Origin of the sequence: Shewanella sp. 10N.286.45.A1 (assembly GCF_041470405.1) — a bacterium.
Taxonomy (GTDB): Bacteria; Pseudomonadota; Gammaproteobacteria; order Enterobacterales; family Shewanellaceae; genus Shewanella.
Window position 1 is genome coordinate 1 of the sequence record NZ_JBFRMK010000035.1, and the last position, 26,522, is coordinate 26,522.

General features: G+C 44.5%; 24 protein-coding genes. 16 read left to right on the forward strand and 8 right to left on the reverse strand.

Annotated elements, in window-relative coordinates:
* Positions 1 to 78: 78 nt before the first annotated feature.
* Positions 79 to 1,482 (reverse strand): ammonia-forming nitrite reductase cytochrome c552 subunit, encoded by a 1,404-nt coding sequence (gene nrfA, locus AB4238_RS02835; RefSeq protein ID WP_372031109.1) that lies wholly within the window; start codon positions 1,480 to 1,482, stop codon positions 79 to 81.
* A gap of 240 nt (positions 1,483 to 1,722) precedes the next feature.
* On the opposite strand from nrfA, the gene narQ reads away from it, so the two are divergent.
* Entirely contained in the window at positions 1,723 to 3,426 is a 1,704-nt protein-coding gene (narQ, locus tag AB4238_RS02840; protein WP_372031111.1) for a nitrate/nitrite two-component system sensor histidine kinase NarQ, read from the forward strand.
* Positions 3,427 to 3,513: 87 nt separating this feature from the next.
* Complete coding sequence (locus AB4238_RS02845) at positions 3,514 to 4,143, forward strand: response regulator (protein WP_372031112.1); 630 nt, start codon at positions 3,514 to 3,516, stop codon at positions 4,141 to 4,143.
* Between the two features lie 67 nt (positions 4,144 to 4,210).
* Here AB4238_RS02845 and AB4238_RS02850 read toward each other — a convergent pair whose 3' ends face one another.
* Positions 4,211 to 4,588 carry a YacL family protein gene (locus tag AB4238_RS02850; RefSeq protein WP_372031114.1) on the reverse strand — a complete coding sequence of 126 codons (378 nt, stop codon included), beginning with the start codon at positions 4,586 to 4,588 and terminating at the stop codon, positions 4,211 to 4,213.
* A 234-nt stretch (positions 4,589 to 4,822) separates the two neighbouring features.
* Here AB4238_RS02850 and AB4238_RS02855 point away from each other — a divergent pair, with 234 nt between their 5' ends.
* The 3 genes from AB4238_RS02855 (at position 4,823) to AB4238_RS02865 (ending at position 9,713) form a co-directional block, all read left to right on the forward strand.
* On the forward strand, positions 4,823 to 6,280 hold the full coding sequence (locus AB4238_RS02855; RefSeq protein WP_372031115.1) for a sigma-54 interaction domain-containing protein: 1,458 nt from the start codon (positions 4,823 to 4,825) through the stop codon (positions 6,278 to 6,280).
* 160 nt (positions 6,281 to 6,440) lie between these two features.
* Positions 6,441 to 7,874, forward strand: coding sequence for a cytochrome c oxidase accessory protein CcoG (ccoG, locus tag AB4238_RS02860; protein WP_372031116.1), 1,434 nt, complete (start codon positions 6,441 to 6,443; stop codon positions 7,872 to 7,874).
* 240 nt (positions 7,875 to 8,114) lie between these two features.
* Positions 8,115 to 9,713, forward strand: a complete 1,599-nt coding sequence (locus AB4238_RS02865) for an AMP-binding protein (protein WP_372031118.1) — start codon at positions 8,115 to 8,117, stop codon at positions 9,711 to 9,713.
* An 84-nt stretch (positions 9,714 to 9,797) separates the two neighbouring features.
* Here the strand turns inward: AB4238_RS02865 and AB4238_RS02870 are convergent, their stop codons facing one another.
* Complete coding sequence (locus AB4238_RS02870; RefSeq protein WP_372031120.1) at positions 9,798 to 10,745, reverse strand: hypothetical protein; 948 nt, start codon at positions 10,743 to 10,745, stop codon at positions 9,798 to 9,800.
* A 437-nt stretch (positions 10,746 to 11,182) separates the two neighbouring features.
* Here AB4238_RS02870 and AB4238_RS02875 point away from each other — a divergent pair, with 437 nt between their 5' ends.
* Positions 11,183 to 11,461, forward strand: a complete 279-nt coding sequence (locus tag AB4238_RS02875; RefSeq protein ID WP_372031121.1) for a hypothetical protein — start codon at positions 11,183 to 11,185, stop codon at positions 11,459 to 11,461.
* Between the two features lie 21 nt (positions 11,462 to 11,482).
* On the opposite strand, the gene AB4238_RS02880 is transcribed toward AB4238_RS02875, so the two are convergent.
* The 5 genes from AB4238_RS02880 to AB4238_RS02900 all read right to left on the reverse strand — a co-directional run bounded on the left by AB4238_RS02880 (position 11,483) and on the right by AB4238_RS02900 (position 17,522).
* Positions 11,483 to 11,995: a lipocalin family protein gene (locus tag AB4238_RS02880; RefSeq protein ID WP_372031122.1), complete on the reverse strand. Its 513-nt coding sequence runs from the start codon at positions 11,993 to 11,995 to the stop codon at positions 11,483 to 11,485.
* A 240-nt stretch (positions 11,996 to 12,235) separates the two neighbouring features.
* Positions 12,236 to 14,116, reverse strand: a complete 1,881-nt coding sequence (locus AB4238_RS02885; protein WP_372031123.1) for an ABC transporter transmembrane domain-containing protein — start codon at positions 14,114 to 14,116, stop codon at positions 12,236 to 12,238.
* A gap of 120 nt (positions 14,117 to 14,236) precedes the next feature.
* Positions 14,237 to 14,788: a heme utilization protein HutZ gene (gene hutZ, locus AB4238_RS02890; protein WP_372031124.1), complete on the reverse strand. Its 552-nt coding sequence runs from the start codon at positions 14,786 to 14,788 to the stop codon at positions 14,237 to 14,239.
* A 92-nt stretch (positions 14,789 to 14,880) separates the two neighbouring features.
* A complete protein-coding gene (gene hutX, locus AB4238_RS02895) occupies positions 14,881 to 15,393 on the reverse strand; it encodes a heme utilization cystosolic carrier protein HutX (RefSeq protein ID WP_372031125.1) in 513 nt (170 codons plus the stop codon).
* Between the two features lie 77 nt (positions 15,394 to 15,470).
* Entirely contained in the window at positions 15,471 to 17,522 is a 2,052-nt protein-coding gene (locus tag AB4238_RS02900) for a TonB-dependent hemoglobin/transferrin/lactoferrin family receptor (RefSeq protein WP_372031126.1), read from the reverse strand.
* A gap of 304 nt (positions 17,523 to 17,826) precedes the next feature.
* Between AB4238_RS02900 and AB4238_RS02905 the strand changes: the two genes are divergently transcribed.
* The 10 genes from AB4238_RS02905 to torC all read left to right on the forward strand — a co-directional run bounded on the left by AB4238_RS02905 (position 17,827) and on the right by torC (position 26,514).
* Positions 17,827 to 18,567 (forward strand): TonB family protein, encoded by a 741-nt coding sequence (locus AB4238_RS02905; protein ID WP_372031127.1) that lies wholly within the window; start codon positions 17,827 to 17,829, stop codon positions 18,565 to 18,567.
* Positions 18,568 to 18,768: 201 nt separating this feature from the next.
* A complete protein-coding gene (locus tag AB4238_RS02910; protein WP_372031128.1) occupies positions 18,769 to 19,533 on the forward strand; it encodes a MotA/TolQ/ExbB proton channel family protein in 765 nt (254 codons plus the stop codon).
* Entirely contained in the window at positions 19,533 to 19,946 is a 414-nt protein-coding gene (locus AB4238_RS02915; RefSeq protein ID WP_372031129.1) for an ExbD/TolR family protein, read from the forward strand. The genes AB4238_RS02910 and AB4238_RS02915 overlap by 1 nt, the downstream gene beginning before the upstream one ends.
* A 123-nt stretch (positions 19,947 to 20,069) precedes the next feature.
* Entirely contained in the window at positions 20,070 to 20,981 is a 912-nt protein-coding gene (locus AB4238_RS02920; protein WP_372031130.1) for a hemin ABC transporter substrate-binding protein, read from the forward strand.
* 23 nt (positions 20,982 to 21,004) lie between these two features.
* Entirely contained in the window at positions 21,005 to 22,021 is a 1,017-nt protein-coding gene (locus tag AB4238_RS02925) for a FecCD family ABC transporter permease (protein WP_372031131.1), read from the forward strand.
* 19 nt (positions 22,022 to 22,040) lie between these two features.
* The gene (locus AB4238_RS02930) at positions 22,041 to 22,865 is read left to right on the forward strand and encodes a heme ABC transporter ATP-binding protein (RefSeq protein WP_372031132.1); all 825 of its coding nucleotides are present in this window, start codon (positions 22,041 to 22,043) and stop codon (positions 22,863 to 22,865) included.
* A 214-nt stretch (positions 22,866 to 23,079) separates the two neighbouring features.
* Positions 23,080 to 24,441, forward strand: coding sequence for a heme anaerobic degradation radical SAM methyltransferase ChuW/HutW (hutW, locus tag AB4238_RS02935; protein ID WP_372031133.1), 1,362 nt, complete (start codon positions 23,080 to 23,082; stop codon positions 24,439 to 24,441).
* A 92-nt stretch (positions 24,442 to 24,533) separates the two neighbouring features.
* Entirely contained in the window at positions 24,534 to 24,860 is a 327-nt protein-coding gene (locus AB4238_RS02940) for a DUF2956 domain-containing protein (protein ID WP_372031135.1), read from the forward strand.
* A 263-nt stretch (positions 24,861 to 25,123) separates the two neighbouring features.
* Entirely contained in the window at positions 25,124 to 25,294 is a 171-nt protein-coding gene (torE, locus tag AB4238_RS02945; protein WP_372031136.1) for a trimethylamine N-oxide reductase system protein TorE, read from the forward strand.
* Between the two features lie 41 nt (positions 25,295 to 25,335).
* The gene (torC, locus tag AB4238_RS02950; RefSeq protein ID WP_372031138.1) at positions 25,336 to 26,514 is read left to right on the forward strand and encodes a pentaheme c-type cytochrome TorC; all 1,179 of its coding nucleotides are present in this window, start codon (positions 25,336 to 25,338) and stop codon (positions 26,512 to 26,514) included.
* Positions 26,515 to 26,522: the final 8 nt, after the last annotated feature.

Here is a 26,522-nt window from a genome sequence, read left to right on the forward strand (position 1 = left end):
TAACTGACCGGCATTACTCATAATGAGGGCTTTTTTACAATAGAGCTATGCAGAGAAAACTTAGCTATATATTAGCTATTACTTGTAAGTCGCTTCACGCTTTTCAGCTTCAGCATCCCACTTAGGTAACATAGTTTTCTTGAATTCAGCTTTATCAGCATTCATCTTCTTCATATCCATACCTAGAGCTGCTTGAGCTTTAGCTTTGGTAGAAGTGTCAGGGTAAGCAATTGGTTGCTTAACACCTTTAGCAGCGAGTAGTTGAGCAAGCTTGATGCGAGCATCAGCAGCTTTGTCTACCGCAGTACCTAGTACACGAAGCGCTTCATCAGCAGCGTGAGCAGCAACACCGTGTGATGCAGTTGCGTAGTCCCAGCGCCATTGTGAATGACGAATATCCATAAGGATAGGCTTCATTTCAACTTCAGTTGCACCCGCATCCCAAGCAGCTTTTGCTTCGAAATGAGCTTTAACTAACTGAGTTTCAGCGCGAGCTTTAAGGTCAGCAACTTTATGCTTACGTTCTTCAGTTAGGTTAACCATGAACTCTTTGCTTTGCTCGTGACAAGTTGCACAAGTTTCTTCAAAGCGATCGAATGGGTTACCCACTTTGTGATCGGTAAACTTACGGCCTTTGTCACTCTTAACTTTAGGCATGTGACAGTCAGTACAACTTACGTTGTTCTTACCGTGAACACCTAACTGCCAAGTTTCATAACCAGGATGCTGTGCTTTAAGCATTGGTGTTTTAGAAACAGCGTGAGTCCAGTCAGAGAACTCCATGTTGTCATAGTAAGCTTCCATCTGTTCAACAGTGGTGCCCATATCCCAAGGGAATTTAACAAAGCCTTTCTTATCTTTAGTCTTCTCGAAGTAGTACTCTACGTGACACTGACCACATACCATTGACTGCTTGTCTTTCTTAGACGCTTTATCAAATGGAGTGCCAAGTGTTTCCATTGCGCGTTCAGCGAATGGACGAGAGATACGTAGCTTAGAAGAACCTTTTACGTGACAATCGCCACAGCCAAGTGCGTTAACGATTTCAGGACCGCCTTTAGACCACTTGCCAGTGAAGTAACCATCTTCACCTTGCTCTTCGATCATACGAGGTACATCTGGGCTCTTACAAGACCAACATGCCATTGGCATTGGACCATCTTCAGCTGAAGTAGGTGCGCCAGTACGAAGCGTATTACGTACGTCTGTAACAGCGTACATGTGACCACGAGGAGCGTTATAGTCTTTAGCAAAACCATAACCTGCCCAAAGGACAACTAGGCTTGGTACTTCTTCAAGCATATCAACAATTTCTTTGCTTTCTGAAGTGTCATGCCAAGTCTCATATTGATTCTTGAACTTATTTTTGTAAACTTCGTTACGAGGTTCAGTTTTATCACTTGCGAATGTGCTGCCAGCTAGTAAGCTAGCAACGACCATTGCACTAAGTGCAAAAGTCTTTTTAGTTAATGTTCTCACCATCTCATCTCCATATTACTTTATAATATTTATAGCCCCACCTATTGCAAGGTTGAAGTTAGACTCTTATTTAAAACAAAAACATACCCCTTAGGGGGTATCCCGTGGAAAACTTGCGTTAGATCAACATGTGAACGTGTTGTTGCTCACACTTTTGCGTTTTTGTTAATGTATTCAATCAACCACTAATGTAGAACCGCTATAAACGAATAGCACATAAACCCAATAATTGAGAGTTTTTGAATGAAAAAAGGCAGACTTACATCAGCAATATGGGGATTCATGTTAACCCTGATATTACTCTCTAGTGGACTCGCCATTTTTGCCATTGTTAATCTTTCGTATAGTTTAGGTGATGCTCGGGCGATAAATGCGTCAGGCTCACTACGAATGCAAAGTTATCGGCTCATGTTTTATGCCAATTCAGGCAGTGAATCCGCTGCAGATAAAATAGCGGAGTTCGAGAACACTCTTAACTCTCAAGCCCTTAGAACATCACTGACTTGGTACACCCCTCAAGATCTTAAAGATAAATATTTGGCCGTTATCGATAAGTGGCAAGTGATGCGCTATTACATTGAGTCGGAAAACTCTCGGCTATACGCAGCAGCATTGAAAGACTTTGTCGATACCATCGATCTTTTTGTATTAGAAACAGAGCAACACGCCGCCTTTAAACTTAAATTACTCGCCATTAGCCAAATCACCGGTTTGGCAATAATGTTACTGATTGCTTTTGTCACCGTAAGAATTGCTAAACGCAAAGTTGTTAAACCTTTGCAACAATTGATGCAGGCCGCCGATACAATTTCACAAGGTAATTTTAATGTAGATATGCCTAAAACAGAGTATATCGAATTGAGTGCACTAAGCAGCGCACTCGATACCACAGTGAAAAAGCTTGCCAGTGTTTATCAAGGACTCGAATCACAAGTCCAAGAGAAGACAATAGCCCTCACCCGTGCTAACAACGAATTAAAATTACTCTACGATAATGTGGTGATGTTGCATTCAAGTAAATTAGACATTAGTACATTAACCGATGCAATTAATCAGCTGCAAAGCCATGATCCCGATATCAATTTAAGATTGGTGGTCGTCGAAGAAGAGCAAGTCCAATATATTATTGATGCGCAAGGCGAATGGCCTCGTGATGCAAAAGCCACACAAAAATTTGCGCTGCAGTTTGAACATAATAACTTGGGTTATTTGGAGGTTATCTCTAGTCAAACTTTCTCCACTGCGCTTTATAGCAATTTTGCGATTATGCTTGCTCGTTCAATGGTCACCTATAATGCTGGAGAGCAGAGACAACAGTTAGCACTGATGGAGGAGCGCGGCGTAATCGCTCGGGAACTGCATGACTCATTAGGCCAATTGCTATCCTTTTTGAAAATCCAAGTTAACCTGCTTTCTAAAGAACTAGATAAAACCTCAAAAAGTCCCCGCGCGGCCGAGCAGCTGCAAGAGATAAATGAAGGGGTTAATACTGCCTATGTGCAGCTTAGGGAATTGCTATCAACCTTTAGATTGACCATAAAGGATCCCAACTTAGGTCATGCTATTGAGGCCATGATAGAGCAGCTCCGCGGCCAAACTGATGCCGAAATAACTTTAGACTACAAGCTTCCAGTACAGTTGCTCGGGGCACATCAGCATATTCATATCCTGCAACTCACCCGAGAAGCGACGCTTAATGCAGTAAAGCATGCCAAAGCAAAACATATTCACATTAGTTGTCAGAAGATCAGTGACGAAAAAGTGATTATTGATATCAGTGATGATGGCGTAGGTATCGAAAAGCTTAAAGAGAGAGACCAACATTTTGGCTTAGGGATCATGCATGAGCGCGCCAGTCGCCTCTCAGGTGTGGTAGAATTTAATCAAAATGAGGAAGGTGGTGCCACGGTGAGCTTAACTTTCCCGCCTCAACAAGAACCTGTATAGAACTATTGACAAATAAAACAGGCACATAAGGCAAAAAAGATGCATATTTTTTCGAATTACAAATTTACCTCAGCAGGAGGCCTTTAAATGGGTAAGCCTTATTCAGTACTCGTTATTGACGATCATCCATTATTACGTCGTGGGATCTGTCAGCTTATTACTTCAGATTCAGATTTCACTCTGTTTGGTGAAGCAGGAAGTGGCCTAGATGCGCTTTCAGCAATAGCTGAAAATGAACCTGATATCGTATTACTTGATTTGAATATGAAAGGGATGACGGGCTTAGATACCCTCAATGCTCTGCGGCAAGAGGGAGTTACCTCTCGCATCGTCATTTTAACGGTATCTGACGCTAAGCAAGATGTGATTCGATTGGTAAGAGCGGGTGCTGATGGTTATCTGCTAAAGGATACCGAGCCAGATCTACTGCTCGAGATGCTGAAAAATGCCATGCTTGGCCATCGTATTATTAGCGATAATGTCAAAGAGTATTTGTCGGAGCTAAATAGTTCGGTCAACGAACAGGAATGGATTGAAAATCTAACACCAAGAGAGCTTGAAATTCTGCAGCACCTAGCAGAAGGCCAAAGCAACCGTGTCGTTGCAGAGCAGCTGCACATTAGTGAAGGTACCGTTAAGGTACATGTGAAGAACTTACTGCGTAAAGCAAACGCAAAATCTCGTACCGAGATGGCCGTTAGATACCTTAACCAGTAATCATCTATCCAAAACTAAACAACAAAAGGCAGCCTAGGCTGCCTTTTTCAATACTTAACTGACATCATTAGCGCTCATCTAAAAATTTACGCCAATTAATCAATACATCGTAAAAGTCTTCTAGTCCGCAAAAAGCTTCTGACTCACCATCATAAAATGACATCGACTCATCCATCTCAACATCATCACTGTCACCTTCGGCGATATTATTAGCAAAAATTCTAGCTTGCTCGCGGTCTAACTCAATAGAGAGTGCCTTCCCGACGAGGCGCCAATCACTTAAATGGCTAGCTTGTAATTTTTCAATATGCTGACAGATCTCAACATGTTTCTCGGCATTATCACCTAGCTCTTCCGACAACCAAAAACCTAATGCCTCATGATCCATACTAAACCGCGCAAATGCAGTGCCGGTTATTGTATTGCGCAAAAAATCGTATTCCATAATTAGGCTCAAAACTCAGTAAAAACTCAACTGATTACCATTTTAACTTAATAAACGCTTAGCTGCCCTGTTCAATTATCTTTTCATAACTAATAAAAACCAGTAACCAGCAAATATTCACTTAAACAGTAGCCTTATACTTACCTCAACCAATGCAGTCACGCTATATCGTGACTTTGCAATTTAGCTTATACTTGTGCTGGATTGCTCACCTTATATCGCGACAGGAAGACTATGACTGCTATCAATCTGCAACAAAAAACCACGCATGCAGACTTTCTGCCTGAAAACCAACTGATACTGAATGCCGTCAGCGAAGGGATCTATGGTTTTGATCTCGAGGGCAATGCGGTATTCATCAACCCTGCCGCAGAAAAAATGACAGGTTGGCAAACTCAAGAGCTATTAGGGAAAAATATTCATGACTGCCATCACCATAGCCACAGTGATGGCAGCCACTATCCCAAAGAAGATTGCCCTATCTACAGCACACTTAAAGATGGTGTCGCCCGTGAAATAACCCACGAAGTATTCTGGCGCAAAGATGGCTCAAGCTTTCCAGTGCATTACACCTCTACTGCCGTCTATAAAGATGGTGTAATGATGGGGGTAGTAGCGATATTTCGTGACATCAGCATTCAAAAGCAAACCGAGCACTCTTTGCGTCAAGCATTGGAGCAGGTTCAAGCGTTGTCAGAAAAGTTATCTTTCGAGAACCAGTACCTGCAACTAGAACTTGCAGATAGAACCGGGGACGTGGGGATCTCAGGCAGTAGCCCGCAAATCATGCAACTAATCCAGCAAATAAAACTGGTGGCAAATACAGAAAGTACCGTGCTCATTAGTGGCGAAAACGGCACTGGTAAAGAGTTAGTAGCGCGTAACCTGCACCGCTTAAGTAACCGCGCCGACAAACCGTTAGTGAGTGTTAACTGCGCTGCATTCTCATCAGCCCTGTTAGAGAGTGAACTGTTTGGTCATGAAAAAGGCGCTTATACCGGGGCTACAAGCCGCCGCAAGGGACGGTTTGAACTGGCTAACAATGGCACCCTATTTCTCGATGAAGTGGCAGAACTCACTCTTGAAGCCCAGTCAAAGTTACTACGCGTAATTCAAGAACAAGAGTTCGAACGAGTAGGTAGCAGCCAAACGATAAAAGTGGATATAAGATTGATTACAGCTACCCACCATGACCTACTCAAACGGGTCGAACAGGGATTATTTAGAATGGATCTTTACTACCGCCTTAATGTCTTTCCAATTATCGTACCGCCACTGCGTAATCGATTATCTGATATTCCCGAACTCGTCAGCCATTTAATTCAAGAACTTAACAAAAAACTCGGTAAGAAAATCAGCAAAGTGAGCCAACGCGGCATGCAAAAGCTCATTAAACACAGCTGGCCTGGCAATGTACGTGAACTGCAAAATGTCCTTGAAAGAGAAATGATTTTATCAAATGGTCCGGTACTAGAGTTTGGCCAGTTAGCCGCTGAATCACAAATGCAAACATCAAGCAGCACCGGGACTAAGCAAACATTAGCTGAAATAGAAAAAGCCCACATACTAAAGATATTAAAGCAGAGCCAATGGCGGATCTCTGGTGCAACTGGCGCGGCGGCAATACTCGGTATGCCGCCTAGCACCTTACGATCTCGAATGAGCAAGTTGGGTATTAGCCGTCCCATCTAATATTGCCTAGTGATCACGATATATCGCCACTTATCGATATATCGTGACAAAAACACATTTCAAATGGGTGTAAAGCAATAAAAATCAGATACTTAATATGTGGCCTAATGCTTGCTATATAGATCCTGAGTGAACAATGTCAGTGTCTATAGAGAAGCCAATGTTAAATAGCAATAGTAACAGCAGTACAGTAGAAAACAGCAGCGTGGCTAAGAGCAGCCCACTACCAAATCAACGTATTCCTATAAAGCAGATCGACAGCCAAACCAATGGCAAGATCCATATTCGCCAGCAAAAAGGATACTTTCAACGAATTAGAACCGGGATGAATAGCCTTCTAGTAGCGCTATTTTTCCTACTGCCTTTTATCTCCTATCAAGGCAGGCAAGCTATCTTGTTCAATATTAGTGAGCAGCAGTTTATCTTTTTTGGCACTACTCTATGGCCGCAAGACTTTACTATTCTCGCTTGGGTATTTATTGCAGCCGCTTTTCTACTGTTTTTTGCCACGGTATTTTGGGGCAGAGTCTGGTGTGGATACTTATGTCCGCAAACCGCTTGGACATTTATGTTCGTTTGGATTGAAGAGCGTATAGAGGGCAGTAGCAACAAACGTTCAGCCCTAGACAAAGCACCAATGAGCTTACAAAAGGCGAGCAAGCGCATCAGTAAACACTTAGCTTGGGGCGCAATAGCTCTACTTACCGGCTGTGGCTTTATCGCTTACTTTATTCCTGCTCGAGAACTGTATTTAGACATTTTTACTTTCGACGCCAGCTTTTGGATCGCCACCTGGGTATGGTTCTTCGCGATTTGTACCTACTTAAATGCAGGCTGGATGCGCGAGCAGATGTGCCTACATTGCTGCCCGTACGCACGCTTTCAGTCAGTGATGTTTGATGCTAATACCAAGACAGTCACCTATGATGCCAGCCGTGGTGAAAGCCGTGGTCCACGCAAACGCAAACAACAGACTGACTTAGGTGACTGCGTAGATTGTAACCTGTGTGTGGATGTTTGCCCTACCGGCATTGATATTCGTAATGGCCTACAGTATGAATGCATTAATTGTGGCGCCTGCGTCGATGCGTGCAATCAAACCATGGAGAAATTCGGTTATAAACCTGACCTCATCAGCTACGCCAGCGAAAATGAGCTAGTCGATAAAGCCGTGCCTTTTTACGAGTCCTATAAGTTCCTAGGCTATGGTATCGCCGCATTAATCATGTTGACTGTGATTGGTTTTGACATCAGTAACCGTTCAGCCATTGAGCTTAATGTTATTCGTGATAGACAAACCCTTTACCGTGAAACGCTTACCGATGCTATCGAGAACAGTTTTACCTTAAAAATCCGCAACAAAACTCAACAGGCACGTCATTATCAAATATATGTCTCGGGCAACAACAGTTACCAACTTGCAAGCAAATCACGAGTATTAATTGAGGCAGGCGAACAATTAGATTACCCCGTTACTGTTTTAGCCGACCTTAATGCACTTGATAAAAGCCGCAGTGAAATTACCTTTGTGGTAGCCGAGCAGCACAGCCATAGTCAGGTAACACAAAACTCCAGCTTCTTTAGCCCGATTTAAACTCCTGTTCTCATCTCAAACGATGAAAGGTAATGCACGATTTGCTTTGCCTTTCATTTTTATACCCGCAACAAAATAGAGTAAAAATTCTAACCCCAACAATACGATACTCTTCTTTAGTTTGATTATTGCTGAAACAATTTATTTCACTGTTAGGCATTGACCTTGGAGGGATAACCGCACTAATCTAAACACCTGTTTGATTTTTACTAATCCATAATAATTAGCTAAGGTTTCTCGATGGCATATGATTCAGACTCAACACTAGACCTTTCACGCTACGCATCGCTTAACGATCTGATAGAGCTTGCTAGTGCTAGATACGGTGATAAAGCCGCGTACTCCTGCTTAGGCCAAGAGACAACCTTCAACGAAATTAACCGCTACTCACGTCAATTTGCCGCTTATCTGCAGCAAGAAACTAATCTAGTGCAAGGTGATAGAGTCGCAATTCAACTGCCTAACATTACTCAGTTTGTAATTGCAGCTTACGGCGCTATCAAGGCTGGTATGGTGCTAGTGAACACTAACCCACTCTACACTCAGCGTGAACTTATCCACCAGTTCAATGACTCAGGCGCTAAGGCCTTAGTGGTGTTGTCAGACTTACTGCCAACGTTAACCGAAGTGGTCGCTAACACTGGCATAGAAACAGTTATCTCAACCCATGCGATGGACTTAATTGCACCACAGCCACAACCTGAAGTGCCATTTGCAACGGTGTCCTTTTGTGACGTGCTTGCGGCAGGCGAAAAACTCAACTACGCACCAATAATAAGCGTGCCAGAACAACTTGCAGCTCTGCAATATACTGGAGGCACAACCGGCTTATCGAAAGGCGCAATGCTGACCCATGGCAACCTGCTCGCCAATGCGATGCAAATCAAATCTCGCTTAGGCGATCGTTTAGTGGAAGGGGAAGAGATATTTGTCGCCCCCCTCCCCGTGTATCACATCTACGCTTTTATGGTGAATTTGGTACTCTATTATGAACGCGGTGGTTGCTCAGTACTTATTCCTAATCCACGTGATATTTCAGGATTAATTAACACCCTAGCGCAGTATCCATTCACCGGTTTTGCGGGGCTCAACACGCTCTTTGTTGGCCTCTGCCATCAACCTGAGTTTAAAGCATTGGATTTTAGTCACCTAAAAGTCACCATCTCTGGCGGCACTGCACTCACCCAAGCCGCCGCCAATATTTGGCAGCAAACTACAGGTTGCACCATCTCAGAAGGTTACGGCTTATCGGAAACATCACCGGTAGTTTCACTCAATGCCCCAGGGCTTGAGCAACTAGGTACTATAGGTAAACCCGTACTTGGCACTCACGTAAAAATCTTAGATATGGATGATAAAGAGGTCCCCAATGGCGAAACTGGCGAGCTAGCAGTCTTTGGTCCACAAGTGATGTTAGGTTACTGGAATAATCCTGATGAAACCGCCAAGGTGATGACCAGCGACGGCTACTTTAAAACCGGTGATATTGCCTTAGCAACAAATGATGGTTACCACAAAATTGTCGACCGTAAAAAAGATATGATCATCGTCTCAGGCTTTAACGTTTACCCTAATGAAGTCGAAGATGTGCTATCAAATCATGAAGCGGTGCTTGAATGCGCCGTCATCGGTGTCGAAGATGAGCGCAGCGGTGAAGCCGTAAAAGCGGTTATCGTGCTTAGTGACAGCAATATGGATCACGAGCAAGCCAAGACAACCATCGACAGCTACTGCCGTGAACAGCTCACCGCTTACAAAGTCCCTAAGATCATCACCTTTGTCGACGCCCTGCCAAAATCAACTGTTGGAAAAATCTTACGTAGAGAGCTGCGTAAGTAATTCTAAATTAGGCTTTGAGGCTTGATGGTTAATACAAAAAGGGAGCCAATGGCTCCCTTAATAGTTATTGTGTAGCCTCGATAGCTAGCTAAATAAACTTGCCTGAGCATCAACCTGCTTTTTATTGAACTTGTACTTCTTACCTTGCAAAGTTTCAACGTTTTCGTTGCTATCAATTTTGCGTAGTACAGTTGAAACTGAATGTCCTGTAATTTGTATTTCTCCAGTTTCATCTAATTTTTGATGGTTCAATAATACACACTCAATAGCAGTCCCATGTTTAAAACTGATTACTTCATGAAGAACATCTAGATTAAATTCTTTATCATTCATTGAGAAAGAAATTGACTCGTTGTCGTAGACGCCTTTCCACTTAAACCGACCTTCTTTTAGAACTGGTGCAACAATTTCAATTAGAGCATCTTCGACAATTATAGGAGTAAGATTATGAGACTGGATAATGAAGTTTCTGAATTTATTACGTAAGACTATACGTTCATCTGTAATTGGAAAGTCATTGGAATTAAGAGATGAAAAGCCAATCCTATCAACCTTATTATAGCGATTAAGTTGCTTATAAAAATTCGATTTTCTCGTAACTATTTTTAGGTTTGTTTCTAAAGCCTCAGCAACTTTAATAATTGTGTTTTCATTAACATGATCTTGTTCGAGCTCCTTATTGAGCTTCCTAATTCTAAGTTTTTTCTCCTCAATACTTAACCGCAAATTTTGTTTTTGTAAGTCATCGATTTCCGGATCGTTTAAAGGTACTCTTGAGCTGACAATTGCAATAACTGAGATAAGTATAGAAACTTGGACTCCATTTTTACCAATTACTTTCCAAATTTCTTTTAAACCACCTTCACGATATGCTTCTGATTCCAATTCAACCGCAAAATTTAACTCTTTAGCTATTTCTATAGCAATGGCTAAAAACTCCGATTCACATTGATTTCGTACGAGTGCATTCATTGAGTGTGATGCATCATTAAAGTAATAATGTAATTCGAGCTTTTCTGCTGATAAATCCATATCTCAGTCCCTTGGTGGTATTAGATCTATTATGAAGTAATTCAAAGGCATGATGCAAATACTGATATAGCTAACAATAAATTTGAAGGCATCCCATTAACTTCAACTTCTACCATGCTTAGATTCCAATTTCCTGCGGCAGGTACTGGTCAATCTGCGATTTCCCCCCGGAAACCAATGGCCTCAGCCGCATCTACACTAGGTTATAAAAGCGCAAACTCGCAACATTTGAGTTTTCAATATGCAGATACTAAAGCCAATAACAAATTCAGAGCAGATTAGTTACAACCAGTTCCCCATCGGAGTTGCCGAAGTACGTAGATAACTCTTAGCTTTTAAGATTGTCGTAGAACCATCATGGTCTTTCCCGTGCATCCATGCACTTCAAGACATTCAGGCATCCTGCCTATCAGATGATGGTTCAGGCTCTGGGGGACATGGATGTCCCATTTGAGCTGTTAGGCGATTTTTATTGGAGTACGAGGCCTGTACTCAACGCATGTAACTTCGTAGGGGCGGCAGGGGTGATCCAAGAAGGGATTGCTGTTGCCCCCCTCTTGGCCGAGTGTGAGCTGGAAGCTCACGACCTTTATCAAGCGAAGCTTGAACATCTCAGCCTCGGGTATGAGCGAAGCGCCACGACCTTAGTGGCCGTAGGCCATAGTGCAGGATTCAGAGATGCACAATTAAACGCAGCTTTAATCGCTAGTAGCTAACAGTTACCTACCCGTAACGTTCTATGACTGTTTAACCCAAATAATCTCATCCATAGCAAAACCTAACTGCTTAGCCTGCTCGGTAAACTGCTGTTTAAGTTCCTCAGTTACCTCTGGCGTTCTAGATAAAAACCACAGGTAATCGCGGTTGTAACTGGTGATAAAAGCGTACTGATAACCCTCTTTATCCAGTTCATACACCACATAAGAGCCGTAAAATGGTCCAAAAAATGACACCTTTAAATGGCCAATGTTAGTCTCATCAACAAAGAACGCTTTACCATCGGCGCTATCCCACACTTGCTCGTCGGTTTTAAAACCGCGATTAGTCACCTTAACGCCACCATCTTCACGCATCTCGTAATTAGCAGTCACTTGAGTCATGCCGCGCTCAAAGCTATGGTCGAGTCTTGCGATCTCATACCAAGTGCCAAGGTACTTAGGTAGCTCAAAATCATCAACCGGCTCTATGCCTTTTGGTAGGCTAGTACAAGCTGACAAAAACAACATCGATAACACTAAGCAAAATCGCATAGATAAGCCCTCAAGAGAGTGGTAGTAAACAACATTGATTCAGTACGTTAACGACCAGAATATAGTTCACTATGGCCGCAAATTTATCTTAATATGTTTAATGTTAACCTGCGACTTAGCTTTCTAGCTACGTTTCTATCTCATCGTCCAAGCAATCTTCTCGTTAACAATCTAACCTGCTAACTCTTAATATAAAAAGGGCGAATCAACTCGCCCTTTTTAAACCATACAATGACACGGCTAACTCGTTGCCGCGGTAACGTCTTCAGTCAATAGCTGTAAACTGGCAAATTCACGATATAGCTCACTGCTTTGCATTAATTCATTGTGGGTGCCACTGGCGACCAGTTGGCCTTTATCCAGCACCAAGATCCGGTCGGCATTTATAACCGTTGATAGACGATGGGCAATGATTAACGTTGTTTTGTTAACCATTAAGCTATCAAGCGCTTGCTTAACCTTTTGCTCGCTGATGGCATCAAGGGCGCTGGTTGCTTCATCGAGCAATAAGATTGGCCTATCCGCTAATATGGCTCGCGCAATGGCTATTCGCTGCTTTTGCCCGCCAGATAATCGCACACCGCGCTCACCAAGGTAGGTGTGGTAACCATCACTAAATTCAGTAATAAACTCATCGGCTCTAGCAGCAATGCAAGCCTGCTTTACCTCTGCCTCACTCGCGTCCAGTCGCCCGTATCGCACATTTTCGAGCACACTGGTTGCAAAAATAACCGACTCTTGCGGCACTAATGCATACTGCTGTCTAAGGGTTTGCGGACATAGCTTTGAGATATCAACGCCGTCAAGTTCAATGCTACCGCTGTTAAGCACGTAAAAGCGCTGCAGTAATTCAAACAATGTACTCTTGCCTGCGCCGCTGGCACCGACTAGGGCAACTCGCTCAGCCGGTTTAATGTGAATATTAAGTCCACGGATGACTTCATCTTCGCCCTGCTGTTTTATGCCACCTTCACGGATATTACTGTAAGCAAACCGCACCTGTTTTAACGCCAGTTGTCCTTTTACCACCTCAGGCAAAGACAATGGCTCAGCCACGGTCGGAATATCTATCGGTGTTTCAACCAGTTCGATCAATCTCTCTGTCGCACCTGCAGCTCGCTGTATCTCGCCAATGACTTCACTGATCGTTGCCACAGACCCCGCGACCATCACCGCATAAAACATAAAGGCGGATAGCTCACCACCAGTGATACTGCCATTCATCACATCATGGGCGCCCACCCAAGTCACCAACGCAATGGCTAGAATACTTAAGAACATCACCAACGAGATAAGAATAGAGCGATACTTGATACGCCCTTTGGCTGCATCCATGACAGACTCGACACGCTCACCAAATAGCGCACGGTCTCTATCTTCATGGGAGTAGGCTTGTACGGTATGGATCTCATGTAAGGTTTCATCGACATAAGCACCCAAGTCGCCCACTTTGTCTTGGCTTTTACGGGATAAGTCACGCACTTTACGGCCAAAAAAGAAGATTGGCCCCAGCACCATAGGAACCGCCAATAGCACTAAGCCTGTCATCTTAAGACTGGTGATAGCCATCATAACGATGCCACCAATCACGGTCACACTGGCTCGCAGTGCCATAGATAAACTTTGTCCAACCACTGATTGCAGCAATGTAGAGTCAGCCGTAAAACGGGAGATCACTTCGCCGGTTCTAAGTTTGGCGTAGAATCCCGGCGATAACTTCAGTAGGTGATCATAAACTTTAAGCCGAATATCGGCGCTTACTCGCTCGCCTAGCCAAGTCATCAGATAGAAGCGGCAAAATATCGCGCTGCTACTCAAGGCCGTTATTGCGACCACCAATAAAATAATTTCGTTAAGACGTGATCCATTGTCTTGTAAAAAACCTTCGTCAACCATCAAACGGACACCTTGTCCGAGTGAAAGCCAAGCTAAAGAGCCGATAAACAAGAAGATAATCGCCGCAATAACTTTAGCGCGGTAAGGTTTTAAAAAAGCACCAATCCATGGCAAAACCGCGCGGCGACTAACCGGTGGGGTTAGGCTGGCAGTTTCTAGCGGCGCCTTATTAGGCGCATTAGTCTCGGATGTTCCAGTTGAGACAGAAGATGCTTGTTGGCTCAAGGCAGTGTCCTAAGTTAAATGTGAACTAGAGTAGAATAACAAAACCCGCTAAGTAGCGGGTAATGATTATGTGAAAGAGTGCAAACAGCTTGATTTGTTTAAGCTGCTACATTTTTACAATTAAGATGCTGTCGTGTCAGCAAGCTCCGCTTTTGGTGTGCCATGGTGACCATCACGTTTCCAATCGACATCAAGCAGTTCCGCTCCAGATAGGCTAAATGCCTGACCAAAGCCTTTAACATAGAGCCCTTGATGGGGGTTAAGCTTGAACAGGTTGAAATCGGTTAGACTGGCGAGGTTATCAATCATCTCACCAAAGCGGCCAGAGAGTGCCGCCACCCCTTTTATAAAAGTGTCGCTTTCACGTTCGACCAATTCAGCAGTGGCATCAAAGGTTAAGCGCTTACGGGCAAAAACACTCTTGGATTCATTTTCGTCTTCAACCAGCATCACCGACAAGATATTTGAGGCTTTTAGGTTAGTGCCGTGACGAGCAAGCTCACTGACTAAAATGTAAAAGCCATCATCGGCTAATGCGAATGGTGCATAGCTTGCGTTTGGAATACCACTAGCATCTTGGGTTGCAAGCTGCAGGGTTGAACGAGCATGCTTAAACTCTTCAATCTCTGGTAGTAGTTTGTCTCGTAATCTTTGCTCTTTTTCAGTCGTCATTGCACTATTCTCTTATTTTAATTTGTAACCAGCACTTCAGCTTTTCGAGCTGTGGCTATTAGGTTTGTTCCGCTAAAATCTTGTATATAGCGTTATGCTGTAGTGGTTTGTAGCTCAGCTTTTAATGCCTTAAAGCGAGCAACTTGTTCTGGCAGTAATACTCGTTTTTTGTCGCGACCTAAATACACTTTAAATACCACTTCACCAGCGGGCCCAAAAAAGTTAATTGAGTGACTTTCTGTACCGCGAAACGGCTTGCTGATTAAGGCTATGGCGCTAATGTCATCTAGCTTTAAGTGACCATGCAGGCCATCACCTTTAGTGATGAGGTTGTAATAACCGTGGGCATACTTTCCTTTAGGGAATGCGCCTTTAAACTCAAAAATGCTTCCTGAAGCCGACACTATAGTGGTCATGTTGCCCCACTCAGGCAGAGACGTTAGCAAGGCATCTTTTTCAGAGACGGGAAGCAACGCCAGTTGCTCGCGGGGTAGTGCTGACACCACTTCAAACTCTGACACGTTTAATTCTGCCGCTATTTGACTAGGCATTGCACTTGGGTTATCAATCAAATGCTGACGGATGGTTTCTACTGTAGCTGACATGGAATATCTCCAATTAGAAAAACAACAAAAGGCCAAGTCACCTATTGTTGCTGACTTGGCCTTATTCGATAGCTTCGTTAGAAGCTATAACGCGCAGACAATTTGAAATTCCTTCCCTGTTCATACAGGGTTTGCCACGTTTGGCGATATTCCTCATCACCGATATTTTCTACTGCAAAGTCGACTCTTAGCCCTTCAAATGTGCCCATTGCAGGTTCCCATGCAACATAGACATCCCAAAGTTTATAAGAGTCATACTGATTCGTGTAATCCTCTGGTAACTGGTCTTGCTCAGCAACGTAAGTGAAACGCGTACCGAACTTCATATCACCTTCCATAATGGCTTGCGACAGATCGATGCCCAACTTTTTAGCTGGTATGTTAGTCAGGTAGTCGCCTTCGGTTTTGTCTTTGCCCTCTGTTTGACCGTAGTTTAAGGTCACTCGCGTTTGCTCATAACGGTAACGTGTACTGAACTCAAAACCGGTTAGCTTGGCTTCATCAACGTTATTCCAAGAGGTGGTTTGCTCAAAGCCGGGAATACCCATAAGCGGATCTGATACTGACTGTTCGATGAAATCATCGACATCATTTCTAAACACGCTTAGCGTCATTGCTAATTCGTCATTACCTGCAAGCTCGCTAAAACGAAGATCCGCTTTAATCTCTTTGTTTTGCGCTTTCTCGGCTTTTAGATCTGGGTTGATTTCAAAGGTATTACAAAGCCCACCAGGTAAGAAACCAGGGATCGGCGGGATGCAATAATGAGTACCGGTTGAGTACATCTCCTCAATACTTGGTGCACGGAAAGCTTGGTCATAGCGAGCGCTCAAGGTTAACCAATCCGTTGTCGTCCATACCAAGCCTACAGATGGAGAGAACGCACTGTCGTCAGATTCTTGGTTTAAGTTGTTACTGGTATTTTTAAAGGCGTCGTAGCGTACGGCGGCATCAACTTTCCAGTTGTCAGAGAGGCTAACATCGGCACGAGTGAATGCTCCCCAAACCGCGGTTTCACCATCAATATCATCAGGGCGCTGACCCGCTTGACCGCTGTCGTCACGTACTGTTTTAATCGTATCTTGGTAACCATCGACGCCGTATGTTAGTACCGTGTTTGCGAACTCTGAGCTGTTGTTGATACTAAAACCAAGGGTATTATATTCAGTGCTATCGACTTGGTTTTTTGTAACACGGTCTTCGTCATAGTCGGTACCATTCCAGTACAAGGTGGCATTGAGATCGAGCAACTTATTTGCCGTCGGGTTGAAGCTATAATCTAATGTTACGTTTTGATCGTTAGTTTTTCGCTTCACCAGTGGTACAGAGCTTCCCACTTCGGTGGTTGGATTACTAGGAACTAATTCATCGATTTTTGAAAATCTTGCAGAAAGCTGTAAGCGCTGCTCGTCGGTCGGCTCCCAACCGAACTTGGCTAAGCCACTTGTGCCTTCAGAAGCGCTATTTTCAAGGGTTTGGTCGTTACCCACTTTAATATTATTACTGTCGTAATAACTACCATTTATCAGCCAATCTACTTTGCCTGTGTTCGCGGTTTCAGATAATCCGTAGATTGCACCACTGGTTTTAATGCGATCTCCATTGCTTTCGAAACCTTGCTTTATATAACCGCCGAACGTGTCTTCATCTTCAAGAAAGTCACTCGCAGACTTGGTGTTTTGGGCAACAACACCACCAATAGCACCGCTGCCCCAAAGGCTACTTGCTGGGCCACGTAGCACTTCAACAGAGCTCAAAAGTTCAGGATCTATAAAATAGGTCCCGCGGTGACCAGAATTAGTATTTTGACGTGCGCCATCAATGGTCTGTAAAACACGTTGGCCACCTAAGCCTCGAATTTCAACCCCTTGTGATGAAGCTCTAGGTCCATTTGATACGTTGACGTTAGCTTCGTTTTTAAGCGCTTGTGCAACAGACGCTGGCTGGAACTCTTGTAACTGCTCTTCATTCACAACAGCAACACTGCGGCTGGTTTCAGACACTTTTTCAGCAACGCGAGTTGCAGAAACAACCACTTCATCGAATTCGGTGACTTTTTGGGTATCTTCTGCGTATACGCTGGAGCTAAAAGCCATTGCCATCGCAATTACGAGCGGCTTCTTGGTCATGTTTCAATCCTCAAGGTAAGTTTATGGGGCAGCGACAACAACTCATTTAGTCCTTTAATTGCGCAGAATCGGACACCCGTTCTATTATTTTCGGCACTTTACCTGAGAAAAAAATATAGATCAAATGAAAATCATTATCATTTGCGATCTCATTAAGACTTGTGTATCTTGGTGTCATTCGATAAAACTATTGAATATAACCTTTTGTAAAATATGTAAATTGTAAGTTTTGTAAAGCTTGGCTAAGCATATGTATTTCTTAAGGTGTATTCAGCAGTAATGATTTTAGACAAGACAATCGACCATGACTCCTAAACGATACTTTGCTTTTGGTTGCATCACTTTGTTAATCCAAGGTGGAGTGCTTGCCTCACAAAACACTGCCCCAAGTCTGCAACTAGATGCAGGCTCAGCAATGGGCACCCAGCAGGCGGTGAACCTTTCTATTGCTATGCAGGCAAGCCAAGCACCAGCAAGTAACGTTGCTGAACCAGAGGCAGTTAAAGATATTGCGCCACCAAAACCCGTTAAAGCTAAAGCTGTCGAGCCCACCCCGGCTGAACCAAAATCTGTTGTAGAAACGAAGCCTAAAACTGTAGCGACCACAGCTGAAAAACCAACCGCAAGTCATAAGCCAAAAGCTGAAGCCATTGCCAAACAAACTGAAGCTCCAGAGCCCGTCAAAGCGGCAGCTGTAGACGATAGCCGTAAAGAGATAGCCCACAATCAAAACCAAGTCAGTGCTAAACAAGGTGTTAGTCAAGAGTCTGTGCAATTAAGCCAGCCAACTTTTGCCGCGCCACCAGCACAGCCTCATTATCCTAAAAAAGCCCGCAAGCGTGGACTACAAGGAACAGCAACCATAGAGGTAATGTTCAACCAATTAGGTGAGCAGTTATCACTGACCTTAATTGACAGTTCTGGTTACCGATTACTCGACAAAGCAGCACTTAATGCTGTTGAAAAGTGGCAATTTTCAGCTCCATCGCCGCAAACCGCATACGCCTACACAGTGCGTGTACCAGTTAAGTTTCAACTCAATTAGTACCAGTATTTAGTACCAAGATTCGAGACGGTGCTAAATCGGAAAAACAGAACCACTGATTTTAAATTTCAATGACGTTTCTCTAGGAGAGAAATTTAGACTCTTTTAGCTGCTGCTAAAAAGTAACAAATGCGTTTTAGGGACGACGCGAATAACACCATTAACAAGACGCGATAAATGGTTATCGTATAGGAAAATTAAATGTCTCAAGCTTTATCTCAATCAGCAGCGCAATCTGTGTCTCAACCGCTATATCAGCAACTTGCAGAGCAACTAGGCTATCTTACATGGCCACTCTTTATCTGTGCTTTTGTGGCATTGATGATTATCCTCGAGCGCCTTGCACTCATGCTTTATGAACTGCCAAAACGCGACGGCTGGTTAACTCAACTGCGCCAACAAGCACGCAGCGCAACCCCTGAGCAACGTCAGCAATTGACTGCAGAGATCAGTCAAGGCCGCAGCATGTTGGCTAAAGGAACAGCACTGCTATTACGCCATAGTGACCAAAGCCGTGAGATGCGCGAAGAGATCGTCAACTTGTGGCTGGTAAAGCAAAAAAGCCGATTACTGTCAGGGCTCAAAGTCTTGCAGATCATCGGTATCATTACCCCGTTACTTGGCTTATTAGGCACAGTGCTTGGTTTAATCGAAATGTTTAATCAACTCGGGCTTTCCGACGGTCCGGTAACGCCGTCGGAACTGGCTTCTGGCCTAGGCCTTGCGATGAATACCACTGCTGCTGGACTGATTATTGCGGTTCCCGCTATTACCCTAGCTCACCTGTTTACCCTTTGGGCTGAAAGACGTTGCAATAAACTCGCCCATGCACTCAACCTGTTAAACCTGTGGCTAGAAGGTTTTGATCAAGCCTTGAGTATAGGCAGCGATTCTGCTGCGCAGCTCTGCAGTAAAGCGGCAACTTGCAAAGAAGCAAGCTGCCAAGTGCCAAATGGAGCTAGCTGATGATCACAAGTGATAGCGAGCAAAGCAGCGCTTTACAAGGGTTAGATCTAACTCCACTCATTGACATCATCTTTATCGTACTGGTGTTTTTACTGTTAACCGCCAATACCCAGCTACTTAGCTTGCCAGTCGATGTGCCGACAGAAGCTGACTCAAGCTTAAACGCTCTGACTCATGATAAACATGTGGCGATAAACATTCTCACCGCCGATCCACATTGGGCGATTAACGGCACCACATATCAAAACTTCGATGAGTTTGAAGCCGAATTCATCAATATTTTTAATGCTGATCCTGACGTGAAGGTAGTGGTTGCTGCTGACAAAAATGCCCCTGTACAGCCCTTAATGAATGTACTGGCATTGCTACAGCGACAACAGATCAGCAATACCCAAATTTTGATGGAGCCTTAATACATAAACCGCACTCAAGTAAGCAGCACCTTAGACAAGTTGCTTTTAGTTACTGAGCCAAATTTCTGTGAGCCAAATTGTTGGAACACGCTTTAATGACAAGTTTAATTTTGGGAGTTTTTCATGCTTAATCTAACGACTATCCTGCCCTTTAGCCGCCGCATGGCTACGAGCCTTTGCATATCAGCGCTATTGTGCAGCAGCGCTATTGCTCATGAAGGAGAGCATCAGCATACCAGTCCACGCGTTGTTAGCGCCGGAGCGGGAATGACGGAATTAGTATTTGCACTCGATGCTGGCAACGAGTTGGTTGCCGTTGATTCCACCAGCCAACTGCCAACTGAGTCTAAAGATATCGCTAAACTTGGTTATCACCGAATGCTATCTGCAGAGGGCATTTTGGCGCTTAATCCTAGCATTGTGATGGGTTCAGATGCCATGGGACCTAAAGCAACGTTAGAGGTATTGTCGGCCGCTAAGGTTAACGTGGTACAACTGCCCAGTGCCAACACCCAAGCTCAGCTTTATAGCAATATAGATCAAATGGGTAAGCTGTTACAAAGAGAGCCCCAAGCAAAAAAGCTTAAGTCTAAATTGCAGCAATCATTTGTAGATATTGAAGCTAAAAAACAACAGATAGCCAGTCAAGGCGATGCGCCTAAAGTGTTGTTTCTACTGCTGCAGCCAGACAGACCCGCTCGTGTTGGCGGTGATGACACAGCTGCAGATATCATAATTAATCTAGCAGGCGGCAAAAATATTGCGGGGTTCTCTGGCTATAAAAGTGTTTCACAAGAGGGGATCTTGGCACTGAACCCTGACGTTATCTTGATCTCAAACCGTTCAGACAAAGAAACTGACAACCCGGTTGATGCATTGCTAAAAAACATGCCATTACTGGCACACACTCCAGCGGGAAAAAACAAACAGATCCAAAATCTTAACCCACAAGCACTACTGGGTGGCTTAGGGATTAGTGCAGTCGCAGCAGCTGATAAGCTAGCTAGTGATTTTATCAGCGTTAAGCGTTACTAAATCAGCAACTCTGGAATCGTTAAATGGAAAATACTCGTTGGCTTTGGCTCTGTTTACTGACCGCTTTGGTCGTAACAAGCCTGATGTCTGTCAGCATAGGTCCACTGCAAATTAGCCCCAGTGCTAGCTTCAGTGCCGTCATCAATTGGGCAACACATATAGAGCTTGGAAATGTCGCCCCTCATGAACAGTTAGTGATCGATAATGTGCGCTTACCACGTACCTTGCTCGCCTTAGCAGTGGGAGCTGTGTTAGCGCAATGTGGCGCTGTTATGCAGGGGTTATTTCGTAACCCTCTGGCCGATCCGGGCATAATTGGTGTCTCCTCCGGCGCAGCACTTGGCGCCGCTATTTGTATCGTGCTGTTTCCCCAAGGCGGTGAATATGCCGTTGCAATCAGCGCTTTCTTGGCAGGTTTAGTCACCACATTAGTGGTCTATCGCCTAGCCAGTAGTCCAACGGGGACTTCAGTCGTGCTACTGCTACTATCGGGAGTTGCTGTTGCAGCACTAGCTGGCGCAGGGATTGGGTTACTGACCTATATGGCTGACGACATGGCACTTAGGGATCTCACGCTTTGGCAGCTTGGATCGATAGCGGGAGCCCAGTGGCATTACGTCATACTCACACTCATTGCGCTTGCGCTCGTCAGTTGGCAATTTAACCGCAGCGCCAAAGCACTGAATGCATTGTTACTTGGAGAGGCCGAAGCTCGACATCTAGGGCTAGATGTCGACAAACTGAAACTGAAACTGATTGTGCTATGCGCTATCGGCGTCGGAATATCAGTTGCTGCCACCGGCATTATTGGCTTTATCGGCCTAGTGGTGCCGCATCTTGTTCGCATGCTGGTAGGCCCAGATCATAAGCAACTATTACCTCTTAGCGCTATGCTCGGCGCCGCGTTATTAGCCCTTGCAGATATCGGCGCCCGCGCTATCGTTGCCCCATCGGAGCTGCCAGTGGGTTTAGTGACAGCTCTGCTCGGTGCGCCCTTCTTTATTGTTTTATTACTCAAACAGCGCAGCAGGTTAGTATGAAGATGAGGTTGATATAAGTATGAAGCAAACAAGGTTTTCTCAATCTAAACCTCTATCGCAATCTAACTCTCAGGCGACTGTAATAGAAGTTAACCACCTGTCAGTGCGCATTGGCCATAAACCTGTGCTTACCGACATCAATCTAACTTTACAGGCAGGTGAAGTGACTGCGCTTTTAGGGCCAAATGGCGCAGGGAAATCAACCCTGCTCAAAAGCTTGTGCCAAGAGGTTGAAGCGGAAACTGGTCGGATAAAAGTTCACGGACAAACCATAGACAGCTGGGATAGGCAGCAGCTAGCGAAATCTCTTGCTGTTTTGCCGCAACATGCCTCATTAACGTTTCCATTTAAGGTCAGCCAAGTGGTTGAAATGGGGCTATACCCATTAACGCTTTCCCAACTACAAGGTCAGCAACTCATCGATAACCAGCTAGATAAATTGGATTTAACGGCTTTGAAAGACCGCAGTTACCCGACGCTCTCTGGAGGTGAAAAGCAGCGAGTACAGCTAGCACGAGTATTAACTCAACTGGCGCAATCGGATAAGCCGGCAATTTTGTTTTTAGATGAACCAACATCAGCACTGGATTTGGCGCAGCAACACCGGGTTTTAAAACTGGCAAAGTCACTTGCTCACGAAAGTAATTATGCCGTGGTGGTTGTGCTGCACGACCTTAACCAAGCATCCCGTTATGCCGATAGGTTGATTATATTAGAGCAAGGTAAAGTTGTTAGTGACGGTGTACCCGCTGCAGCCTTAACGCCGGAAACCATAAGGCAAGTGTGGAAGTACGATCCCATCGTAGTGATGGAGCCGGGACAACAAACCCCACTGCTGTTTTAACTCTCAACTCGACAAGCAACTTACTCTTACTGACGAGTGCATTGGTCCTCGTTTTAGCCTTGCTATTTCCATGGATGGAGATAGCTCATACCACCCTATTAGACTCAATATTTACATTGCAAACAGCTGCTAACTTGATCCATCTCACCCAAAGACCAATTGATAATAGTTATCATTCAAATATACATTTTAATTATAGTATTTGAGAGTAGTAATGATTCTGACGCCATCCATGACGGGGATCTCAAGCCCTGAACCACTGCAACATGCTTTTAAGGTAAAGAGTGCACCACACGCTGGTCGCAGTGGCAGCCGCCCAGCTAATGTCACACCAGAGCAGTGGCAACAATGGTGGCAACAACCTAGCGAAAGTGAACAGCGAGCCCTGTATATTCATATCCCTTTTTGCCGTAAACGTTGTAGTTTTTGTAATTTCTTCGAAAATGGCGCTAACCCACAGCGAATAAGTGATTATATGCAGCAGCTGTGTCAGCAATTGAGCGTTGCCGCTAGTAGCCCTTTTGCTCAGAGCCAACCGTTCGACACTGTATACATAGGTGGTGGTACACCTACCGACATACAAGCTACAGAAATTGCAATGCTAGGTGCTGCGGTAAACCGCTTCCCACTGGTTGATAATGCCGAGGTGACGCTCGAAGGTCGTCTCAATGGCTTTGATGATGACAAATGGCATAGCGCATTGGATGCTGGCTTTAATCGCTTTTCATTCGGTGTGCAGAGCTTTGATACCGAAGTTAGGCGTGCCGCTGGCCGCTTTGATGACAAAGCACAACTGCTGCAGCGGCTATCAACGTTAAGCCAACACGACAGCGCCAGCATTGTGGTCGATCTTATTTTTGGTCTTCCGGGGCAAACACTGTCAATTTGGCAGCATGATTTACAAGCAGTCTTAGACAGCGATGTACATGGAGTCGACCTTTATCAACTTATAGGCCTAGGTGGTACCCGTATTGATCGTGCCAGTGATAAAGGTAAAATTCTGGGTACCGATAGCAGTGAATTTCAAGCTGACAGCCAAACCCGCGCACAGATGTATGCTTATGGTGCAGAGTATCTAGAGTCGAATCAATGGCAACGCCTATCCAGCTGTCACTGGCGCCGCGATGCACGTGAGCGCAGCATTTATAACTCGTTAGCTAAGAGTGGCATTGAGATCCTTCCCTTTGGCGCAGGAGCTGGCGGCAGTATTCATGGGCATTCTATGATGAACGCTCGCAGTTTGACCGAGTGGCATCAAGCCCAACAACAGCCTTGCACGATTGGCAATGGCGCAACGTTATCTACGCCTCATAATGTACCAGGAATGATGTTTACGCCTAACCCATCAGCCAAGCTTGACGCAATCTTCAAGCGCGGTTTAGATAGTGGTAAATTGCAGTTTAACCAACTTGAAACTCACCTAGTAGAACAGTTACAGCCGCTCTTTGAAGCATGGCAAAGCCATGGACTCGCGCAGCTTAGCAGCAACGCCTTAACACTGACGTTGGCGGGACGTTTTTGGAATGTAAATATGCAAACGGGTTTGTTTGAGTTTCTGACAGAAAATAAAAGTTAAACAGGATTTAATCTCGCTGAGAAAATAAGTCACTAAATGATAAATAGGCTCATGTTATAGTGAGCCTATTCTTAGCTAAGCATTCATAAAATATGGCACAGCAGATCTCAGACGAAACCAAAAACGACGCTATGAAAGTGGCAAAATCGACCCAGAAACCAGGGCAAACAAAAGAGCAAACGAAGCTGATTGCTCAAGGTATAGAAAAAGGTATTGCGGAGTATAAAAAGCAGCAAAAAGGCAAGGCTCGGGTACGCGATAAACAAAAGAAACAGCAGGTTCGCGCTAAGGCGAGAGCTGCAGAGTCTGAGCATATTGAAGAAAATATTGAAGACCGCGCCGCCAGCCCTTATCTGCCTTGGGGCTTATTGACCCTTAGTTGGATTGGATTTATCAGCTACCATGTTATGACAAAATAATCCTACTTTAAATATCAGCCGCTGTTTGCAGCGCTTATGGACGGCTGATATGACCCCAGCATGTTATTACGCCCAGCCTCCAGCCAAAACCAATACAAGTCACTGATTTTAAAAACTACAACTTGCTTAATTACCAATCTCTAATTCTGTTCATATTTATTCATAACTTGTCTCAAGCTGTTCATTGCAAGCCCCATCGCTGTTCATATCCTCTCCCTATAATGGCCTCATCAAAGAAAGGATTGAGCTGGAGCTGAACGGTCATGACAAATCAAAATCCGAATAAATTAAACACGAGTAGCAAAAAAGATGAGCTTAAGGCTTTGAGCTTCATCATCTTTATATTATTCCCTGCACTAAGCATCGCCTTTGTGAGTAGCTATGGTTTCATCATTTGGATGATCCAAGCATTTGGCGGCGTTGTCGCTCACTAATCCCCTATTTCACTTTATAAACTTATTACGAGGATGCGATTATGAGATGGTTACTTAACATCTGGCGCACACTAACCAAACCAGCACAATACCTTACACTCGGCACTGTTAGCGTGTCAGCATTTCTAATGGGAGTTATCTTTTGGGGTGGTTTTAACACCGCGCTTGAAGCAACAAACACTGAAGCGTTTTGCATTAGCTGTCACAGCATGGAAAGCATGCCGTATAAAGAGCTACAAGAAACAGTGCATTGGTCAAATCACTCAGGTGTGCGCGCAACCTGCCCTGACTGTCACGTTCCTCATGAGTGGAGCCGGAAAATTGGCCGTAAAATCGAAGCTTCTCACGATGTTTGGGGCTGGTTACTGCAAACCGTCAATACCCCTGAAAAATTCGAAGATAAACGCCTAGAGATGGCCAGCCGAGAATGGAAGCGATTCGACCGCGATAACTCTTTAGCCTGTAAAAACTGTCATAACTACGACTCGATGAAGTGGGACAGCATGTCTAAGCTCGCGCAAAAACAGATGAAGCGTGCCGCAGAACTGGATCAAAGCTGTATCGATTGCCACAAAGGTATCGCTCACAAACTGCCTGATATGGGCACGGCACGTGCGCCAGAACTCATTGCAGAAGTAGGCTCTGGCGTTAACGGTTTAGAGGTTGACCAAAACTACTTTACGGCACTGACCAAGCCTGTTTACTTTAATGAAAAAACAGACGTTGAAGCCGGCACTTTGAACATCGCCACTAAAGTGAAAGTATTAGAACTTAAGGGCAATCGCGCCAAAATCGGTATCGACGGCTGGAGAAAGAAAATCGGTGCAGGCCGCGTGATCTACTATGACTTTGGTTTAAACATTTTATCGGCTCAGCTCACCAAAGATGCGGCGCTTGAAGAGGGTGTGATTCAAACTTTCGAAGAGAAAGAAGATCCAATGACCGGCCTTAAATGGCAGCGCGTTGAAGCCGTTATTTGGACTGATACCGACTATCTACTTAGCGACTTACAGCCACTTTGGAACTACGCTCGCAGCACCTATAGCGACAGCTGCAGTGTGTGTCACACCCAGCCAGATGAAGCGCACTTTGACGCTAACACTTGGCCAGGTATGTTCCAAGGCATGATCGCATTCGTCAACATGGATCAAGATACTCAAGCGCTAGTACAGAAATACTTGCAAGAGCATTCATCAACTTTCAATAAGTCGGCTCACTAATAGGACTG

Bases quoted from the DNA above. Each gene is read 5' to 3' on its own strand.
- ccoG (WP_372031116.1), top strand. From the start codon at position 6,441: ATGTTAAATAGCAATAGTAACAGCAGTACAGTAGAAAACAGCAGCGTG.
- AB4238_RS02855 (WP_372031115.1), top strand. From the start codon at position 4,823: ATGACTGCTATCAATCTGCAACAAAAAACCACGCATGCAGACTTTCTG.
- AB4238_RS02875 (WP_372031121.1), top strand. From the start codon at position 11,183: ATGGATGTCCCATTTGAGCTGTTAGGCGATTTTTATTGGAGTACGAGG.
- nrfA (WP_372031109.1), bottom strand. From the start codon at position 1,482: ATGGTGAGAACATTAACTAAAAAGACTTTTGCACTTAGTGCAATGGTC.
- torE (WP_372031136.1), top strand. From the start codon at position 25,124: ATGACAAATCAAAATCCGAATAAATTAAACACGAGTAGCAAAAAAGAT.
- AB4238_RS02930 (WP_372031132.1), top strand. From the start codon at position 22,041: ATGAAGCAAACAAGGTTTTCTCAATCTAAACCTCTATCGCAATCTAAC.
- AB4238_RS02900 (WP_372031126.1), bottom strand. From the start codon at position 17,522: ATGACCAAGAAGCCGCTCGTAATTGCGATGGCAATGGCTTTTAGCTCC.
- AB4238_RS02910 (WP_372031128.1), top strand. From the start codon at position 18,769: ATGTCTCAAGCTTTATCTCAATCAGCAGCGCAATCTGTGTCTCAACCG.
- AB4238_RS02940 (WP_372031135.1), top strand. From the start codon at position 24,534: ATGGCACAGCAGATCTCAGACGAAACCAAAAACGACGCTATGAAAGTG.
- hutZ (WP_372031124.1), bottom strand. From the start codon at position 14,788: ATGACGACTGAAAAAGAGCAAAGATTACGAGACAAACTACTACCAGAG.
- hutX (WP_372031125.1), bottom strand. From the start codon at position 15,393: ATGTCAGCTACAGTAGAAACCATCCGTCAGCATTTGATTGATAACCCA.
- AB4238_RS02870 (WP_372031120.1), bottom strand. From the start codon at position 10,745: ATGGATTTATCAGCAGAAAAGCTCGAATTACATTATTACTTTAATGAT.
- AB4238_RS02920 (WP_372031130.1), top strand. From the start codon at position 20,070: ATGCTTAATCTAACGACTATCCTGCCCTTTAGCCGCCGCATGGCTACG.
- AB4238_RS02925 (WP_372031131.1), top strand. From the start codon at position 21,005: ATGGAAAATACTCGTTGGCTTTGGCTCTGTTTACTGACCGCTTTGGTC.
- AB4238_RS02845 (WP_372031112.1), top strand. From the start codon at position 3,514: ATGGGTAAGCCTTATTCAGTACTCGTTATTGACGATCATCCATTATTA.
- AB4238_RS02905 (WP_372031127.1), top strand. From the start codon at position 17,827: ATGACTCCTAAACGATACTTTGCTTTTGGTTGCATCACTTTGTTAATC.
- torC (WP_372031138.1), top strand. From the start codon at position 25,336: ATGAGATGGTTACTTAACATCTGGCGCACACTAACCAAACCAGCACAA.
- AB4238_RS02880 (WP_372031122.1), bottom strand. From the start codon at position 11,995: ATGCGATTTTGCTTAGTGTTATCGATGTTGTTTTTGTCAGCTTGTACT.
- narQ (WP_372031111.1), top strand. From the start codon at position 1,723: ATGAAAAAAGGCAGACTTACATCAGCAATATGGGGATTCATGTTAACC.
- AB4238_RS02850 (WP_372031114.1), bottom strand. From the start codon at position 4,588: ATGGAATACGATTTTTTGCGCAATACAATAACCGGCACTGCATTTGCG.
- AB4238_RS02915 (WP_372031129.1), top strand. From the start codon at position 19,533: ATGATCACAAGTGATAGCGAGCAAAGCAGCGCTTTACAAGGGTTAGAT.
- AB4238_RS02865 (WP_372031118.1), top strand. From the start codon at position 8,115: ATGGCATATGATTCAGACTCAACACTAGACCTTTCACGCTACGCATCG.
- hutW (WP_372031133.1), top strand. From the start codon at position 23,080: ATGATTCTGACGCCATCCATGACGGGGATCTCAAGCCCTGAACCACTG.